Raw genomic sequence first — 15,070 nt, 5'->3', positions numbered from 1 at the left:
GAATACCGGGGGCGGCCGGCGGGCGGCGTCTGCGCCGAGCCGGTGCGAGCGGGGTACGCACGGCTCAGCCGGGTGCCTGGCGGCTGAGGTCCTCCCAGGCTCGGTACTCGTCGACTCTGGCCTGCTCCATCTGCCTGACGATGTCGTAGGAGTTGCTGCCGACGATGAGGCGTAGCGGCGGCTCGGGCAGGTCGACCAGCGTCATGATGACCGGTGCGGCGGTCTCGGGCGGCGGGCCGGCGTCGTCGCCCCAGAGTTCGGCCAGTTGCGCCCGCAGCGGCGCGTACGCCGGTCGGGGTTCGGTAGCGGTCATGCCCGACGTGTAGAGGCCGGTGTCGTAGCCGCCGGGCTGCACGATGCTGACCCTGATGCCGAAGGGCGCGAGTTCCATCGCCAGAGATTGGCTGAGCGCGTCGAGTGCGGCTTTGCCGGCCGCGTAGAGGCCGACGGAGGCGACGCCGCCGCCGCTGCCCATCGAGGTGACCTGGAGCAGGCGACCGCCGCCCTGGGCACGCAGGTGCGGGATGACGGCCTGGGTGACCCAGACGGCGCCGAAGAAGTTGACGTCGAGGTGCTGCCGGATCTGCTCCTCGGTGGCTTCCTCCAGCATGCCGAGCAGCATCCCGCCGGCGTTGTTGAGGACGACGTCGAGCCGACCGAAGGTCTCGGCCGCGCGGTCCACCGCCAGCGTGACGGCGGCCCGGTCGGCGACGTCCAGGGGCAGTGCGACCAGCCGGTCGGGGTGGCGCGCGGCCAGCTCGGCCAACGGGTCGACGTCGCGGGCCGCTCCGACGACCCGGTCCCCTGCGGCCAGGGCGGCCTCGGTGACCGCCCGGCCCAGGCCACGGCTGGCTCCGGTGACGAACCACACGCGAGGATCTGCCACCCCGCACCTCCCTCGATCGAGTGAGACGAGACGGACCGTCTCGTTTGACGGATCGAGTCTGCTCCGCCGACACCGATCCGTCAAGACGGACCGTCTCGTCTCACTCTCGATATGCTCAAGCTCATGTTCCCGGCCCCGAGAAACACCTACCCGACCCAGGACCTGGCCACCACCCAGGCCCAGGCCACAGCCCAGGCACCGGCACCGGCACCGGCACCGGCACCGAAGCGTCCGGACCCGGCACGCCGGAGCGAACGGTCCCGGCAGGCCGTGCTGGGTGCCACGCGGGAGCTGGTCTCCGAGGTCGGGTACGCGAAGCTCTCCATCGAGGCCATCGCGGCGCGGGCGGGGGTCGGCAAGCAGACGATCTATCGGTGGTGGCGGTCGAAGGGGGCCGTGGTCTTCGACGCGTTCCTGGCGTTGAGCGAGGAGGCCGGCAGTGTGAGGCTGCCGGACACCGGCGACATCGAGGCCGACCTGAGGACGGTGCTGCGGGCCACCGTCGCAGAGTTCGCCGACCCGGCGTTCGAGGCGCCGATCCGGGCGCTCAACCTGGAGATCGCGGCCGATCCGGAGCTGGCCACGCAGTACCGGGAACGACTGGCTGCTCCGGTGGACGAGGCCAAGCGGGAGCGGCTGCGCAGCGCGCAGCGGGCGGGGCAGATCCGCGCCGACGCCGACCTGGACCTGACGCTCGAACTGCTCTACGCGCCGCTGTACCAGCGGTGGCTGCTCCGCCTCGGGCCGCTCACCGACGAGTATGCCGACGCGCTGGTCGCGCACGTGCTCCGCGCGGTGCGCCCCGGACCGTGAGCGGGTGCCGGGGACACGGTCAGACGGTGGCGGGCTCTTCGAGGCGTACCGCGTCGGCTTCGGCGCGGGCGATGGGGCCGGCGGGCAGGGCCGCGACCCCGGCCCCGACGGCGACCGCCGCACCGGCGAACAGGAAGGCCCAGGGCACCCCGCCGGCCTGGTCGACGATCAGGCCGGCGACGGCACCACCGGCCGCGCTCGCGCCGACCGACATGGTCACCACCCAGGTGTACGCCTCGTTCAGCATGCCCAGCGGGGAGATCCGCCCGACCAGGGTGTTCTCCAGGGTCAACGCAGGCGCGATGGCGGCGCCACCGATGACCAGGGCGACGCCCAGCGCGCCCGCCGTGGGCATCACGGCGAACACCACGAAGCTGCCCGCCACCAAGCCCAACAGCCAGGCGAACTGGCGGGTCATGTTGAGGGCCGGACGGCGCAGGCCGAACCAGAACCCACCGATCGCGCTGCCGATCCCCCAGACGGCCAGCAGCACACCGGCGAGGCTGTCCGGGTCGTCGGCGGCGTAGCGGGTGGCGAACGCCGGCACGGTCACGCCGGTCGCGCCGAACGCGATGCCGAGGCTGGCCACGCAGAGCAGCAGCGCCGGGAAGCCGGGGACCCGCAGCGGGCCGAGCCCTCGGGTGCGGTGCTCACGGGAGTGCGGCTGCCAGCCGCGCATGGTGCGGCCGAGCGCCACCGCGACGGTGCCGACGAGGGTGACCACGGCCGCGCCGATCAGGGCCGCTCCGGCGTCGGCGAACAGGATGAAGCCGGCGACGAGCAGCGGGCCGAGCACGAAGACGATCTCGAACAGCGTCGTCTCCGCGGCGAGCGCCGTGTTGCGCAGGTGGTAACGGCCCGAGGAGACGCTGGTCAGGTCGTTCCAGGCACCTCGGATGGCGGCGGTGAGCGGCGGGTACGACCCTCCGGCCAGCGCCGAGGCCACCAGCACCACGGCGAAGGGCACGGTGTCGGAGCGGGCCGACAGGAGTAGCCCGATCAGCGCCAGTGGATGGGCTATCGCGGTGCCGACCAGGACCGGGGTGGGACCGATCCGGTCGGCGATCCGTCCGGCGATCGGGCTGAGCGCGGCACCGGTGAGGGCGTAGCAGCCGCCGGCCAGGGCTGCCAGCGAGTAGCGGCCGGTGACCTGCTCCACGACGAGCAGCAGCGCCAGTGGCGTCATGCCGATCCCGAGCCGCCCGAGGATGCCGGTGATCAGCAGGGTCGGCGCACCTGGGATCTGCCAGACGCTCAGATACCGGCGCAGCCCGACCACCGTGCACCCCCACCGCAGATGTAATGAGCCAGATTCGTTTAGACCCTAACGCCCGGGTGGTGCCGCGCAACATGGTTATCGCGCTCACAGGCCGCACCGACGCGCCGCCCGCGCCGGATGCTCCGGCGCGGGCGGCGAAGGGGTTGGGTGGTGCGTCAGCGCTGGTAGCGGACCGGGCCGACCTGGGCGGCCATCTGCTCCAGCCGAGCCACGCGCTCCTCCATCCGGGGGTGCGTGGCGAACAGGGCGGAGATGCCGCCGCCCTTGAACGGGTTGTCGATCATCAGGTGGGCGGTGCTGGTGAGCTGGCCCTCGGCCGGCAGCGGTCGACGCTGGGTACCCATGTGGATCTTCCGCAGCGCGCTGGCCAGGGCCAGCGGGTCGCGGGTCAGCTCGGCGCCGGAGGCGTCCGCCTGGAACTCCCGGTTGCGGCTGATCGCGAGCTGGATGACGGTCGCGGCGAGCGGGCCCAGGATGACGGTGAGCAGCAGTACGACCGGGTTCGGGCCGTCCTCGTCACTGTTGCCGCCGAGCGGGATGAACAGAGCGAGGTTCGCCAGCATGGTGATGATGCCGGCCAGACCGGCCGCCACGCTGGAGATGAGGATGTCCCGGTTGTAGACGTGGGACAGTTCGTGGCCGATCACGCCCCGCAGCTCGCGGTAGTCGAGGATCTCCACGATCCCCTGCGTCACGCAGACCGCCGCGTTCTGCGGGTTACGCCCGGTGGCGAACGCGTTGGGCTGGGCGGTCGGGCTCACGTAGAGACGGGGCATGGGTTGCCGCGCCTCGGCGGCCAGTTCCCGCACCATGTGGTACAGCTCCGGGAACTGCGCCTCGGTGACCGGCTGCGCCCGCATCGAGCGCAACGCCAGCTTGTCCGAGTAGAAGTAGGTGAAACCGTTCATCGCCAGCGAGACGAGGACGGCGACGACCAGTCCGCCACTGCCGCCGAACCAGTAGCCCACCGCCAGGATCATTGAGGTGAGCAGGCCGAGCAGCGCGGCGGTCTTCAGACGGTTGTGGTGCACGATCACTCCTTCGGTGCACGGATGACGGGATCCGCTGACCGGTACAACAACCCGGTACCCGTAAACCATCCGCTTCATGACTGAGAGTTACCTGAACGGCAGTCATGACCAGGAGTGCGGTCGCGGTCAGCCTCCGGCGAGATCCAGCACGACCTGCGGTGCGAACCCGACCACCACGGCGAGGATCGTCGCCACCGCCAGCGCGGCGATCACCGCGCGTCCCGGTCGCACGGCGGGCGCGGCGGTCTCCCCCGGCGGCCCGTAGAGCAACGCCGCGACGCGCAGGTAGTAGGCCAGGCCGATGACCGCGTTCACCGCCACCACCAGGGCGAGCCAGTTCGCCTCGCCGCCGAGCAGCGAGCGGACCACCGTCACCTTGGCGAACAGCCCGGCCAGTGCCGGCGGCAGGCCCGCCAACCCGACCAGCGCGAACGCCAGGCCGCCACCGATCCACCGGTGCCGGCGGGCCGCACCCCGCAGGTCGTCCAGGGTGCCGCCGTCCGCACCGGCCGGGCGCAGTGCCACCACCCCGGCGAAGGCGGCCAGCTCCAACAGCACGAAGAAGACGGCGTACGCCAGGGCGGCCGCGTACGCACCGGTGCGCGCGTCGGGATCGGCCAGGGCCAGCGCGCCGAGCGGAGCGAGGATGTACCCGGCCTGCGCCACCGAGGACCAGGCCAGCAGTCGCACCGTACGCCGCTGACGCAGCGCCACCAGGTTGCCCACGGTCATCGTCAGCACGGCGACCGTCGCCAGCACCGGACCGGTCACCTCGGCCGGCAACGCGTGCTGCACCACGGCGAGCAGGGCCACCACCCCGCCGAGCTTCGAGGCCGTCGACAGGTACGCGGCCACCGGCAGCGGTGCGCCGTCGTAGGTGGCCGGCGCCCAGACGTGGAACGGCACCGCCGCCACCTTGAACGCCAGTCCCGCCACCACGAGCGTCACCGCCACCGTGGTCAGCGGCAGGTCGAGCAGTGCCCCGTCGGCGAGCAGCCCGCCCAGCCGTTCCAGGTGCAGTGCGCCGGTGACCGCGTAGAGCAGCGCGGCACCCAGCAGCGTCAGCGTGGTGGCCACCACGCTCACCACGAAGAAGGTCACCGCCGCCTCGGCGCTGGCCAGACTGCCCCGGCGCAGGCCCACCAGCACGTACAGCGGCAGCGTGAGCACCTCCACCGCCACGATCAGGGTGATCAGGTCACCGGCCACGCCGAGCACCACGCCACCGGTCATCGAGCAGGCGAGCAGGAAGCAGTACTCCCCCACCGGAGTCCGCCCGTCGCGCAGCAACGGCCCGGACAGCGCCAGCACCCCGACCATCAGCAGCGCCACCAGCGCCGCGACCAGAGCGGCCCGGCCGCCGAAGACGTACGAGCAGTCGGGGCCGACGCAGAACGTCCGCCGGTCCGGGAGGGTGCCGACCGCCGCCGCCCCCACGGCGGTGGCGACCGCACCGGTGACCGCCGAGGCCACCGTCGCCGCCGGACGGGCCAGCAGCAGGTCCACCAGGAGCACCAGGACGGCCGTCCCGGCGGCCAGGTACGCCGGCAGCAACGCGACGTGGTCCACACTCTGCACTTCGCTCATGCCGGCACTCCGCTCCGCTGCGTGCCGCCACGAGGCACCACCGCGCCGCGTTGACGATTCGCTCGCTGACGCTCGCTCATGCCGGCACTCCGCTCCGCTGCGTGCCGCCACGAGGCACCACCGCGCTGAACCGAAGATTCACTCGCTCACGCTCGCTCATGGCAGCACTCCCACCAGGGCGGCCACCGGTGCCTCGGCGACGCCCAGCACCAGGGTCGGGGCCAGCCCGACGGCGAGGGTCAGCAGCACCAGCGGCACCCAGGCGGCCAGCTCGCCCCCCGCGATCCCCGGGCCGAGGCCGCTCACCGTCGGTGTCGGTCGGCCGTGGGTGACCCGGCGCAACAGCCGCAGCAGGTACGCCGCCGTCAACGCCCCGCCCAGCGCCGCCAGCACCGCCAGTGTGGTCCAGAGTGCGCCGCCCACCTGGATCGCGGCGACCACGGCGAACGCCTCGCCCCAGAAGCCGGCCAGACCGGGCAGCCCGAGCGAGGCGACCGCCGCGAAGGCGAGCAGCCCGGAGAGCCGGGGTGCGGTCTCCCGCAGCCCGGACAGTTCGCTCAACGCGCCGGTGTGCGTACGGTCCTTGATCGCGCCGGCCAGGAAGAAGAGCAGGCCGGTGATGATGCCGTGCGCCACGTTGCCGATCAGCGCCGCCTGGATGCCGGTGGCGGTGAGCGTGGCGATCCCGAGCAGCACGAAACCCATGTGCCCCACGCTGGAGTAGGCGATCAGCCGTTTCAGCTCGGTCTGCGCCAGGCAGACCAGCGAGCCGACCAGGATGGCGGCCACGGCGAGCACGCCGAGCACCGGTGCCGCCCAGCGGGCCCCCTCCGGGGCCACTCCGACGGCGACCCGGATCAGGCCGTACGTGCCCATCTTGAGCAGCACACCGGCGAGCAGCACACTGCCGACCGTCGGGGCCTGGGTGTGCGCGTCGGGCAGCCAGGAGTGCAGCGGCCAGAGCGGGCTCTTCACCGCGAAGGCGACCGCGAACAGGGTGAACGCGGTGAGCTGGGTGGTCCTGGACAGGCCCGTGCCGCCGGTCAGCGCCACGATGTCGGCGGTCCCGGCGGCGGCCACCACGACGTACACGCCGACCAGCAGCAGCACCGAGCCGAAGAGCGTGTAGAGGGCGAACTTCCGGGCCGCCCGTCGCCGCGCGTCGACCGCCGCCAGGTCGGCGCTGTCGCCGCCCCAGCCGACGATGATCGCGTACATCGGCAGCAGGACCACCTCGAAGAAGAGGAAGAACAGCACCAGGTCGAGGGCGAGGAAGGTGCCGAGGATGCCGACCTCGACCACCAGCAGCAGCGCCACCAGCGCCTTACCGCTGCCGCCGGTCGGCACCCGCCAGAGGCTGTAGCCGCAGCAGAGCAGCGTGAGCAGGGCGGTGAGCACCACCAGCGGCCAGGAGATGCCGTCCACCCCGAGGTGGAAGCGCAGGTCCAGGCCGGGTACCCAGGACAGGTCGACGGTGTGCCAGGGCAGCACCGCCCCGGCGGTGCCGTCCGGCAGGTACGCCGACCAGCCGGCGTCCCGGGCGGCGAGCAGCGCGACGGCCGCGACCAGGGTCAGCGCGGCGACGACGGTGCCCAGCACCCGCGCGCCCCGGTCGTGCGGCGTGGCCGCCACCGCCAGGGCACCGAGGGCCGGCAGCGCGAGCACCGCCACCAGCAGGACTTCCCCGGACGTCATGCCGCTCCTCCGATCAGGACGGCGGCCAGGCCGAGCAGCAGCGCACCGGCGAGCACCGCGACGACCGCCCGGGGCAGTGCCGCCCGGTGCAGGGTGCCCAGCCCGCCGCCGAGCGCGCGGGCCGCCCGCCCGGTGCCGGTGACCGCGCCGTCCACCACCCGCTCGTCGGCGGTACGGGCCAGCCGACCCAACGCGGTCGTCGGGCGTACCACCAGGGCGTCCTGGACGTCGTCGAGCCGGAACGCGCGGGCGAGGACCGGCCGCAGCGGACCCAGCGTGGTGGCCGGGTCGACCGCCGGATCACGCCGCCAGGCCAGGGCCACCCCGACCAGCAGCAGCGCCAGCGGCAGCAGCATCAGCGGCCCGATGTGCACCAGCTCCGGCACGCCCAGCCCGCCGGGAGCGCCGGAGAGCAACCGGTCGGTGAACCAGGGCGAGAAGCCGACCAGGCCGAGCAGGGCCGCCGGCACCGCGAGCAGCAGCAACGGCCAGCGCAGGGCGGCGGGCGGATCGTGCGGCGGGAGCTGCGGGGTGCGCAGCGTGCCGAAGAAGGCCCGCAGCAGCAGTCGGGTGGCGTACCAGGCGGTGATCGCCACCCCGACCAGCCCGGAGACCAGCACCAGCCATCCCACCCAGCTCGGGGCCGGGCCACCACCGAGCACGGCGTCGGCGGCAGCGGCCAGCACGCCCTCCTTGCTCCAGAACCCGGAGAGCGGCGGTACGCCGGCCAGCGCGCCCAGCCCGATCAGCATGCACCAGAAGGTGACCGGCATGGTGTGCCGCAGCCCGCCCATCCGGGACATCAGCGCGGTGCCGACGCTGTGGATCACCGCACCGGCGGCGAGGAAGAGCAGCGCCTTGAACGCGGCGTGGGTGAGCAGGTGGAACAGGGCGGCGGGCGGCGAGCCGACGGCCAGCGCACCGGTCATGTAGCCGAGCTGGGAGACCGTGGACCAGGCCAGCACCCGCTTGATGTCGTCCTGTGCGGTGGCGGCCAGCGCACCGAGCAGCAGCGTCACCGACGCCATCACGCCGAGCACGGCCAGCGCGACCGGCGTCGCCTCGAACAGCGGCCACAGCCGGGTGACCGCGTACACACCGGCGGCGACCATGGTCGCGGCGTGGATCAACGCGGAGATCGGGGTCGGGCCGGCCATCGCGTCGGGCAGCCAGGTGTGCAGCGGGAACTGGGCGCTCTTGCCGGCCACCCCGGCGAGCAGCAGCAGACAGGCGGCGGTGAGCGTGGTGGTGCTGTGGGAGTGGGCGAGCACGTCGTGGATCCGGAAGCTGCCCGCCGAGACGCCGAGCAGCGCGATGCCGAGCAGGAAGCCGACGTCGCCGACCCGGGTCACCAGGAACGCCTTCATCGCGGCGGCCGGGGCCTCCGGCAGCCGCCGGTCGTGGGCGATGAGCAGGTACGAGCAGAGACCCATCACCTCCCAGCCGACCAGCAGCAGGATCAGGTCCCCGGAGACCACCACCAGCAGCATCGCGGCGGTGAAGAGGCTGATCTGGGCCGCGTACGGCGGGTAGCGATGGTCGACGTCCCCGTCCTCGCGCGGGCCACCGCTCAGGTAACCGGTCGAGTAGACCTGCACGGCCAGGGCGACGGCGGTGACCGCGACGGCGACCAGCGCGGCGGCCCCGTCGAGGCGTACCCCGAGGGTGACGGCGAGACCGCCGAAGTCGATCCAGGTGGTCGACGCCTCCACCGGGCCGTCCAGCGTGACCAGCAGGGCGACCGCCAACGCGAGAGCACCGGCCGCACCGGTCACGCCGAGGGCGACGGCGGTCCGGCGGGCCGGATCGGCACCGAGGGCGGAGCCGCGCGGCGAGGGCGGCAGCAGCAGGCCGGTCAGGCCGGCGACCAGCGGGACCACCGGCAGCAGCACACCCAGCAACGTCGTGGTGCTCACCGCTCCCCCTCCGCGACCACGTCACCGGCCGGACCGGCGACGACCGGCGTCGGCTCGTCGGCCGGGCGCTCGGCCAGCGGGATCTCGTCCACCGCCACGCTGGCCCGCATCCGATAGAGCTGGAGCACGATCGCCAGCCCCACCCCGATCTCGGCGGCGGCCAGCACGATCACGAAGAGGGCGAAGACCTGCCCGCCGTGCGGCAGCAGCGCCTTGGCCGTGGTGTCGGCGGTGACCAGGATCAGGTTCACCGCGTTGAGCATCAGCTCCACGGCCATCAGCACCAGCACCGCGTTACGCCGCCGCAGGACGCCGTAGACGCCGAGGCCGAACAGCAGGGCGGCGGTGACGTACGGGATGACCGGTCTCACCGCGACCGCCCCTCCGACACGTCGCCGCCGGACGCCGATTCCCTGTCACGCGGTGCCCGACCGATGTCCGGCCGGGACAGCACGATCGCACCGACCAACGCCGAGAGCAGCAGTACGGAGAGCACCTCGAACGGCAGCACCCAGCTTCCGAAGACCTGCTCACCGATGCGCTCGGCGTTGCCCGGCCCGGGCAGTTCCACGGCGGTCCAGCGGTACGCGTCGACGAGCAGGGCCGACAGCCCGAGCCCGACGCCACCGCCGATCAGCGCGGCCGGCCAGCCGGGCCGGTCCAGGTCGTCCGAGGCGCCGATCGGTGCCCGGGTCAGCATCACCGCGAACAGCAGCAGCACCACCACCGCGCCGACGTAGATCAGCACCTGCACCCAGGCCACCATCTCGGCGGAGAGCACCAGGTACATCCCGGCCAGCGCGCCGAGGCAGACCACCAGATAGAGCCCGGCCCGGACCAGATGGCTGGTCGCCACCACCAGCACCCCCGACCCGACCGCCACCGCACCGAGGGCGAGCAGCAGGGCGTCCACGCCGGTCACGCGGGAGTGCCTTCCCCGGCATCGGTCTCGGGCGTACCCGCACCTGCGGCGCCGGGCTCGGCGGCGGGTGGGCGGGCGGCGGGGCGGCGCTCGGGGCGTACCGCCGGGGCGGTCGGCCGGGCGGCGGACGCGGCGGGAACCGCGGCCTTGCGCGCGGCGGCGGTCTCCTCCTTGGCCGGCTCACCCTGCGGGTCGTGCGCGGGCGGCGGCGGCACGGTCGCCACCCACTCGCCCAGGTGCTCCTTGTCGTGCAGCAGGTCCTTGATGTCGTACTCGGAGTACTCGAACTCCGGCGACCAGTGGAGCGCGTCGAAGGGGCAGACCTCGATGCAGATGCCGCAGTACATGCAGAGCGAGAAGTCGATGTCGAACCGGTCGAGGACGTTGCGCTGGCGGGGCCGGGCCGCGCCGGGCACCGCCACCTCCTCCTTGTGCGAGTCGATGTAGATGCACCAGTCCGGACACTCGCGGGCGCAGAGCATGCAGACCGTGCAGTTCTCCTCCATCAGCGCGATCACCCCGCGCGAGCGGGGCGGCAGGTCGGGCGCGACGTCCGGGTACTGCTGGGTGGTGGAGCGCTTCGTCATCGTCTTGAGCGTGACCGCCAGCCCCTTCACCAGGCCGCTGCCGGGTACGCCGGCCGACTCGCTTCGCTCGCTCATGCGCAACATCCTGCCCTGTGGCCACGGCCCGCGCGACCACCACCCGAAGGATCGCCACCGACGGCCCGACCGTGGCGTCCGGCGGCTCCCCGCGCCGGCCCGCGCATGATCGGCCATGATGGGATGCAGGACGACGTGGCGACACCTTGGGGGCGGCATGGGCGCGGGCGGTACGAACAGCGACGGGAAGTACGTCGAGCAGGGCGAGTTCAACCGGGACCAGAACTACATCACCACCCGGATCACGGTCGACGGCCGGGACGGCTACCCGGTCGAGGCGGGTCGGTACCGGTTGGCGGTGAGTCGGGCCTGCCCCTGGGCAAACCGGCTGATCATCGTCCGGCGGCTGTTGGGGCTGGAGGACGCCATCTCGATGGCCGTCGCCGGGCCCACCCACGACGCCCGGAGCTGGACCTTCGACCTCGACCCGGACGGGCGTGACCCGGTGCTCGGCATCGAGCGTCTCCAGCAGGCGTACTTCGCCCGCTACCCGGACTACCCGCGCGGCATCACCGTGCCGGCCATGGTCGACGTGCCCACCGGGCAGGTGGTGACCAACGACTACAGCCGGATGAGCCTGGACCTCTCCACCGAGTGGACCGCACACCACCGCCAGGGCGCGCCGCAGCTCTACCCCGAGCACCTGCGCGACGAGATCGACGAGGTCAACGCGCTGGTCTTCAGCGACGTCAACAACGGCGTGTACCGCTGTGGCTTCGCCGGCAGCCAGGAGGGCTACGAGAAGGCGTACCACCGGTTGTTCGACCGGATCGACTGGCTCAGCGAGCGCCTGGCCGGGCAGCGGTACCTGGTCGGCGACACCATCACCGAGGCCGACGTACGGCTGTTCACCACGCTGGTCCGCTTCGACCCGGTGTACCACGGGCACTTCAAGTGCAACCGGCAGAAGCTGAGCGAGATGCCGGTGCTGTGGGCGTACGCGCGAGACCTGTTCACCACGCCCGGCTTCGGCGACACGATCGACTTCGACCACATCAAGCGGCACTACTACGAGGTGCACCGGGACATCAACCCGACCGGGGTGGTGCCGCTCGGCCCCGACCTGTCGAACTGGCTCGCCCCGCACGACCGGGAGGCGCTGGGCGGTCGCCCGTTCGGCGACGGCACTCCCCCGCCACCCCCGCCGCCCGCCGAGCGGGTCGACCCCGCGCACACTCCCCTGCGCTGACCGCCCGCCGTGCGGCGGCGGCTCGCCGTCGGGCGGCGACCGTGCGGCGGCGGTGAGAGGTGTTAGGAGGGGACCCCTGCTATACCGGAGACGGTAGTAGGGGTCCCCTCCTTACAGGGCCACCCGGACGGCGGCGGTCAGCACGAGCTGGGCCAGCGCGGTCGGCACCAGCACCAGCCAGCAGAGCCGCTGCAACTGGTCCTCCCGCAACCGGGGGTAGGAGACCCGCAGCCAGATGATCACGAAGCTGACGGCGGCCACCTTGAGCAGGGTCCAGAGCCAACCGAGCTGGTCGTCCGCGAACGGCCCCTGCCATCCGCCGAGGAACAGCACGGTGGTCAGGGCGGCGATCACCACGATCCCGACGTACTCGGCCAGCAGCAGGAACGCGAACCGCAGTCCGGTGTACTCGGTCATGTACCCGAACACCAGCTCGGAGTCGGCCACCGGCATGTCGAACGGCGGCCGGCGGATCTCGGCCAGACCCGCCACGAAGAACACCACCATCGCCGGGGCCTGCCAGATCAGCCACCACGGCTGCCACGCCTCGACGATGCCGGAGAGACTCAACGTGCCGGCGGCCATCGCCACCGACGCGGCGGCCAGCACCAGCGGCAGCTCGTAGCCGAGCAGTTGGGCGGCACCCCGCAGCCCACCGAGCAGGCTGAACTTGTTGGCCGAGGCCCAGGCCGACATCAGCACGGCCAGCACCCCCACGCCGACCACCGCCAGCACGAAGAACAGACCCACGTCGAGCGGCTGACCGACGAGGTCGTTCGGGCCGAGCGGGATCACCAGCAGGGCGAGCAGGTACGGCACCAGGGCCACCGCCGGGGCCAGCCGGAACACCGGCCGGTCCGCCGCGCGGGGGGTGACGTCCTCCTTCTGCACGAACTTCACCCCGTCGGCGACGAGCTGCGCCCAACCGTGGAACGCGCCCGCGTACATCGGGCCGAGCCGACCCTGCATGTGCGCCATCACCTTGTGCTCGGCCTGACCCACCAGCAGCGGCAGGACGAGGAAGGCGGCCACCACCCCACCGATGCGGATCACCAGTTCCAGCCAGAGCGGCATCAGGGCGTACCCTCCTCGCCGGCTCCGGGCTCCGCCGGATCCGCCGCAGGGCCGGACTTCGCCGGATCCGCGGCGGGGGCGGGTCCGGATTCCGTCGGGTCCGCCTCGGGGGCGGCGGCCCTGGGGGTACGCGGTGGGCGCGTACCCGGTGCCGGTCGGGCCGGACGCTCCCGAGCGGGCCGCGCCGGGGTACCGCCGCGCGGGCCCTCCCCGACACCACCGGCCCCGGCCGGGGTCGGCACCACGCCCCACTCCCCGGGTGCGGGTACGCCCGGCGGGCGGATCGGCCGCCGCCCGCCACCGGCCTCGGACTCGCCCGGTTCCTTCGCCCCCGGCCAGGGCTTCGCGACCCGGGAGGCGAGCACGAACTCCTTGCGCAGCGGATGGCCCTCGAACTCCGGCGGCAGCAGCAACGGTCGCAGATCGGCGTGCCCGGCGAAGTCGATGCCGAACATCTCGTGGGTCTCCCGCTCGTGCCAGGCGGCACCCGGGTAGACCGACACCACCGAGTCGACCGTGGGCGTGGCCCGGGACACCCGGGTCCGCAGCAGCACCCCGTGCCGGTGCGTGGTGGACCAGAGGTGGGCCACCACGTCGAACCCGTCGGCCAGTTCGTCGACCGCGGAGAGCCAGTCGAAGTAGTCGCAGGCCAGCTCCGGGTCGTCCCGCACCGCGAGCAACGCCGCCCGCCACTGCTGCGGGGGTACGTCGACGGTGGCCCGGGAGTGCGCCTGACCCCCGGAGAGCGTCGCGGTGGCCTCGACGGGGGCGAGCAGCGTGACGAGCCGCCGGCCGACCTCTTCCGGTGTCATGCCGCTGATCCTAGGGCGTGTCCGGCCGCCCGTGCCCGGCTGCGAGCCGGGTCCTGCGGTCGGTGACCCGGCCCACGGCCCGGCCGGTGGTGCGCGGCCGGGTGGAGATCCCGGCTTTGCCGGCGGCGGCCCGTCGGCGCCCGACAGGATGGGCCGGTGCGCGCTGTGACCGTGACCCCGGGAGTACCCGGCTCGCTGCGACTGCTCGACGACTACCCGGAACCCGCCACCGAGGAGGGGGCGATCCTGGTCGAGGCCGTCGCGGTGGGAGTCTGCGGCACCGACATCGAGATCATCGACGGGCAGTACGGCGAGGCGCCGCCCGACGCCGACCGGCTGGTGCTCGGACACGAGTCGCTGGGCCGGGTGCTGGAGGATCCGACCGGCACGCTGCAGACCGGTGACCTGGTCGCCGGGATCGTCCGGCACCCGGACCCGCTGCCCTGCCCGAACTGTGCGGTGGACGAGTGGGACATGTGCCGCAACGGCCTGTTCACCGAACACGGCATCAAGGGACTGCCGGGGTTCGCCCGCGAGCGGTGGCGGCTGCAACCCCGGTTCGCCGTCGGCCTCGACCCGGAGCTGGGCGAGGTGGGCGTCCTGCTCGAACCGACGAGCGTGGTGGTCAAGGCGTGGGACCACATCGACCGGATCGGGCGGCGGGCGGAGTGGCAGCCGCGTACCGCCCTGATCACCGGTGCCGGGCCGATCGGCCTGCTGGCCGCCCTGCTGGCCAGCCAGCGGGGGTTGTCGGTGCACGTGCTCGACCTGGCCAGCGACGGACCCAAACCGGCGCTGGCCGGTGCACTCGGGGCCACGTACCACTCCGGGCCGGTCGAGGAACTCGACTTCGAGCCGGACGTGATCGTCGAGTGCACCGGCGCACCGGTGGTCGTCCTGGAGGCCATGTGCAAGGTCGCACCGACCGGGATCGTCTGCCTGGCCGGGGTCTCCAGCGGCGGCCGGATCATCGACTTCGACGCTGGTGCGCTCAACCGCACCCTGGTGCTGGAGAACAACGTCGTCTTCGGGTCGGTGAACGCCAACCGGCGGCACTGGGAAGCCGCCGCCGAGGCGTTGGCCCGCGCCGACCGGGACTGGCTCGGCGCGCTGATCACCCGCCGGGTGCCGCTGTCGGAGTACGCCTCGGCCTACTCCCCCGGCCCCCAGGACATCAAGGTCGTCATCGACTTCGGCGCCTGAC

14 protein-coding genes are annotated in these 15,070 nt (G+C 73.0%); 3 read left to right on the top strand and 11 right to left on the bottom strand.

Going from position 1 to position 15,070, the window contains the following annotated elements; translation table 11 throughout:
* Positions 1-64: 64 nt before the first annotated feature.
* Complete coding sequence (locus ABZ738_RS02040; protein ID WP_131052794.1) at positions 65-886, bottom strand: SDR family NAD(P)-dependent oxidoreductase; 822 nt, start codon at positions 884-886, stop codon at positions 65-67.
* A gap of 123 nt (positions 887-1,009) precedes the next feature.
* Here ABZ738_RS02040 and ABZ738_RS02035 point away from each other — a divergent pair, with 123 nt between their 5' ends.
* Positions 1,010-1,699, top strand: coding sequence for a TetR/AcrR family transcriptional regulator (locus ABZ738_RS02035; RefSeq protein ID WP_357210382.1), 690 nt, complete (start codon positions 1,010-1,012; stop codon positions 1,697-1,699).
* 19 nt (positions 1,700-1,718) lie between these two features.
* Here the strand turns inward: ABZ738_RS02035 and ABZ738_RS02030 are convergent, their stop codons facing one another.
* From ABZ738_RS02030 to ABZ738_RS01995, 8 genes are all read right to left on the bottom strand, one after another.
* Positions 1,719-2,978 carry an MFS transporter gene (locus ABZ738_RS02030; protein ID WP_357210379.1) on the bottom strand — a complete coding sequence of 420 codons (1,260 nt, stop codon included), beginning with the start codon at positions 2,976-2,978 and terminating at the stop codon, positions 1,719-1,721.
* Between the two features lie 155 nt (positions 2,979-3,133).
* Positions 3,134-4,009, bottom strand: a complete 876-nt coding sequence (gene htpX / locus ABZ738_RS02025; RefSeq protein ID WP_357210376.1) for a zinc metalloprotease HtpX — start codon at positions 4,007-4,009, stop codon at positions 3,134-3,136.
* Positions 4,010-4,135: 126 nt separating this feature from the next.
* On the bottom strand, positions 4,136-5,596 hold the full coding sequence (locus ABZ738_RS02020) for a proton-conducting transporter membrane subunit (RefSeq protein WP_357210373.1): 1,461 nt from the start codon (positions 5,594-5,596) through the stop codon (positions 4,136-4,138).
* 156 nt (positions 5,597-5,752) lie between these two features.
* Positions 5,753-7,291 carry an NADH-quinone oxidoreductase subunit M gene (locus tag ABZ738_RS02015; protein ID WP_357210371.1) on the bottom strand — a complete coding sequence of 513 codons (1,539 nt, stop codon included), beginning with the start codon at positions 7,289-7,291 and terminating at the stop codon, positions 5,753-5,755.
* Positions 7,288-9,207 carry an NADH-quinone oxidoreductase subunit L gene (locus tag ABZ738_RS02010; RefSeq protein ID WP_357210369.1) on the bottom strand — a complete coding sequence of 640 codons (1,920 nt, stop codon included), beginning with the start codon at positions 9,205-9,207 and terminating at the stop codon, positions 7,288-7,290. Before ABZ738_RS02010 ends, ABZ738_RS02015 begins: the two co-directional genes overlap by 4 nt.
* On the bottom strand, positions 9,204-9,578 hold the full coding sequence (nuoK, locus tag ABZ738_RS02005; protein WP_131057507.1) for an NADH-quinone oxidoreductase subunit NuoK: 375 nt from the start codon (positions 9,576-9,578) through the stop codon (positions 9,204-9,206). The genes ABZ738_RS02010 and nuoK overlap by 4 nt, the downstream gene beginning before the upstream one ends.
* Positions 9,575-10,129, bottom strand: coding sequence for an NADH-quinone oxidoreductase subunit J (locus ABZ738_RS02000; RefSeq protein ID WP_131057505.1), 555 nt, complete (start codon positions 10,127-10,129; stop codon positions 9,575-9,577). The genes nuoK and ABZ738_RS02000 overlap by 4 nt, the downstream gene beginning before the upstream one ends.
* Positions 10,126-10,800: an NADH-quinone oxidoreductase subunit I gene (locus ABZ738_RS01995; RefSeq protein ID WP_176095253.1), complete on the bottom strand. Its 675-nt coding sequence runs from the start codon at positions 10,798-10,800 to the stop codon at positions 10,126-10,128. Before ABZ738_RS01995 ends, ABZ738_RS02000 begins: the two co-directional genes overlap by 4 nt.
* A 148-nt stretch (positions 10,801-10,948) precedes the next feature.
* Here ABZ738_RS01995 and ABZ738_RS01990 point away from each other — a divergent pair, with 148 nt between their 5' ends.
* Entirely contained in the window at positions 10,949-11,980 is a 1,032-nt protein-coding gene (locus ABZ738_RS01990; protein WP_357210366.1) for a glutathione S-transferase C-terminal domain-containing protein, read from the top strand.
* A gap of 111 nt (positions 11,981-12,091) precedes the next feature.
* Here the strand turns inward: ABZ738_RS01990 and ABZ738_RS01985 are convergent, their stop codons facing one another.
* Together ABZ738_RS01985 and ABZ738_RS01980 are read right to left on the bottom strand one after the other, a co-directional pair.
* Positions 12,092-13,054, bottom strand: coding sequence for a complex I subunit 1 family protein (locus ABZ738_RS01985; protein WP_131057418.1), 963 nt, complete (start codon positions 13,052-13,054; stop codon positions 12,092-12,094).
* Positions 13,054-13,866 (bottom strand): NADH-quinone oxidoreductase subunit C, encoded by an 813-nt coding sequence (locus tag ABZ738_RS01980; protein WP_176095255.1) that lies wholly within the window; start codon positions 13,864-13,866, stop codon positions 13,054-13,056. The genes ABZ738_RS01985 and ABZ738_RS01980 overlap by 1 nt, the downstream gene beginning before the upstream one ends.
* A gap of 156 nt (positions 13,867-14,022) precedes the next feature.
* On the opposite strand from ABZ738_RS01980, the gene ABZ738_RS01975 reads away from it, so the two are divergent.
* Complete coding sequence (locus ABZ738_RS01975; protein ID WP_357210363.1) at positions 14,023-15,069, top strand: glucose 1-dehydrogenase; 1,047 nt, start codon at positions 14,023-14,025, stop codon at positions 15,067-15,069.
* The last annotated feature ends 1 nt before the right edge of the window (position 15,070 follow it).

The sequence above is a fragment of the Micromonospora sp. NPDC047793 genome (assembly GCF_040642635.1).
Classification (GTDB): domain Bacteria; phylum Actinomycetota; class Actinomycetes; order Mycobacteriales; family Micromonosporaceae; genus Micromonospora.
The sequence above is the reverse complement of the archived record's forward strand: the minus strand, read 5'-3'. Positions and strand labels throughout refer to the sequence as shown.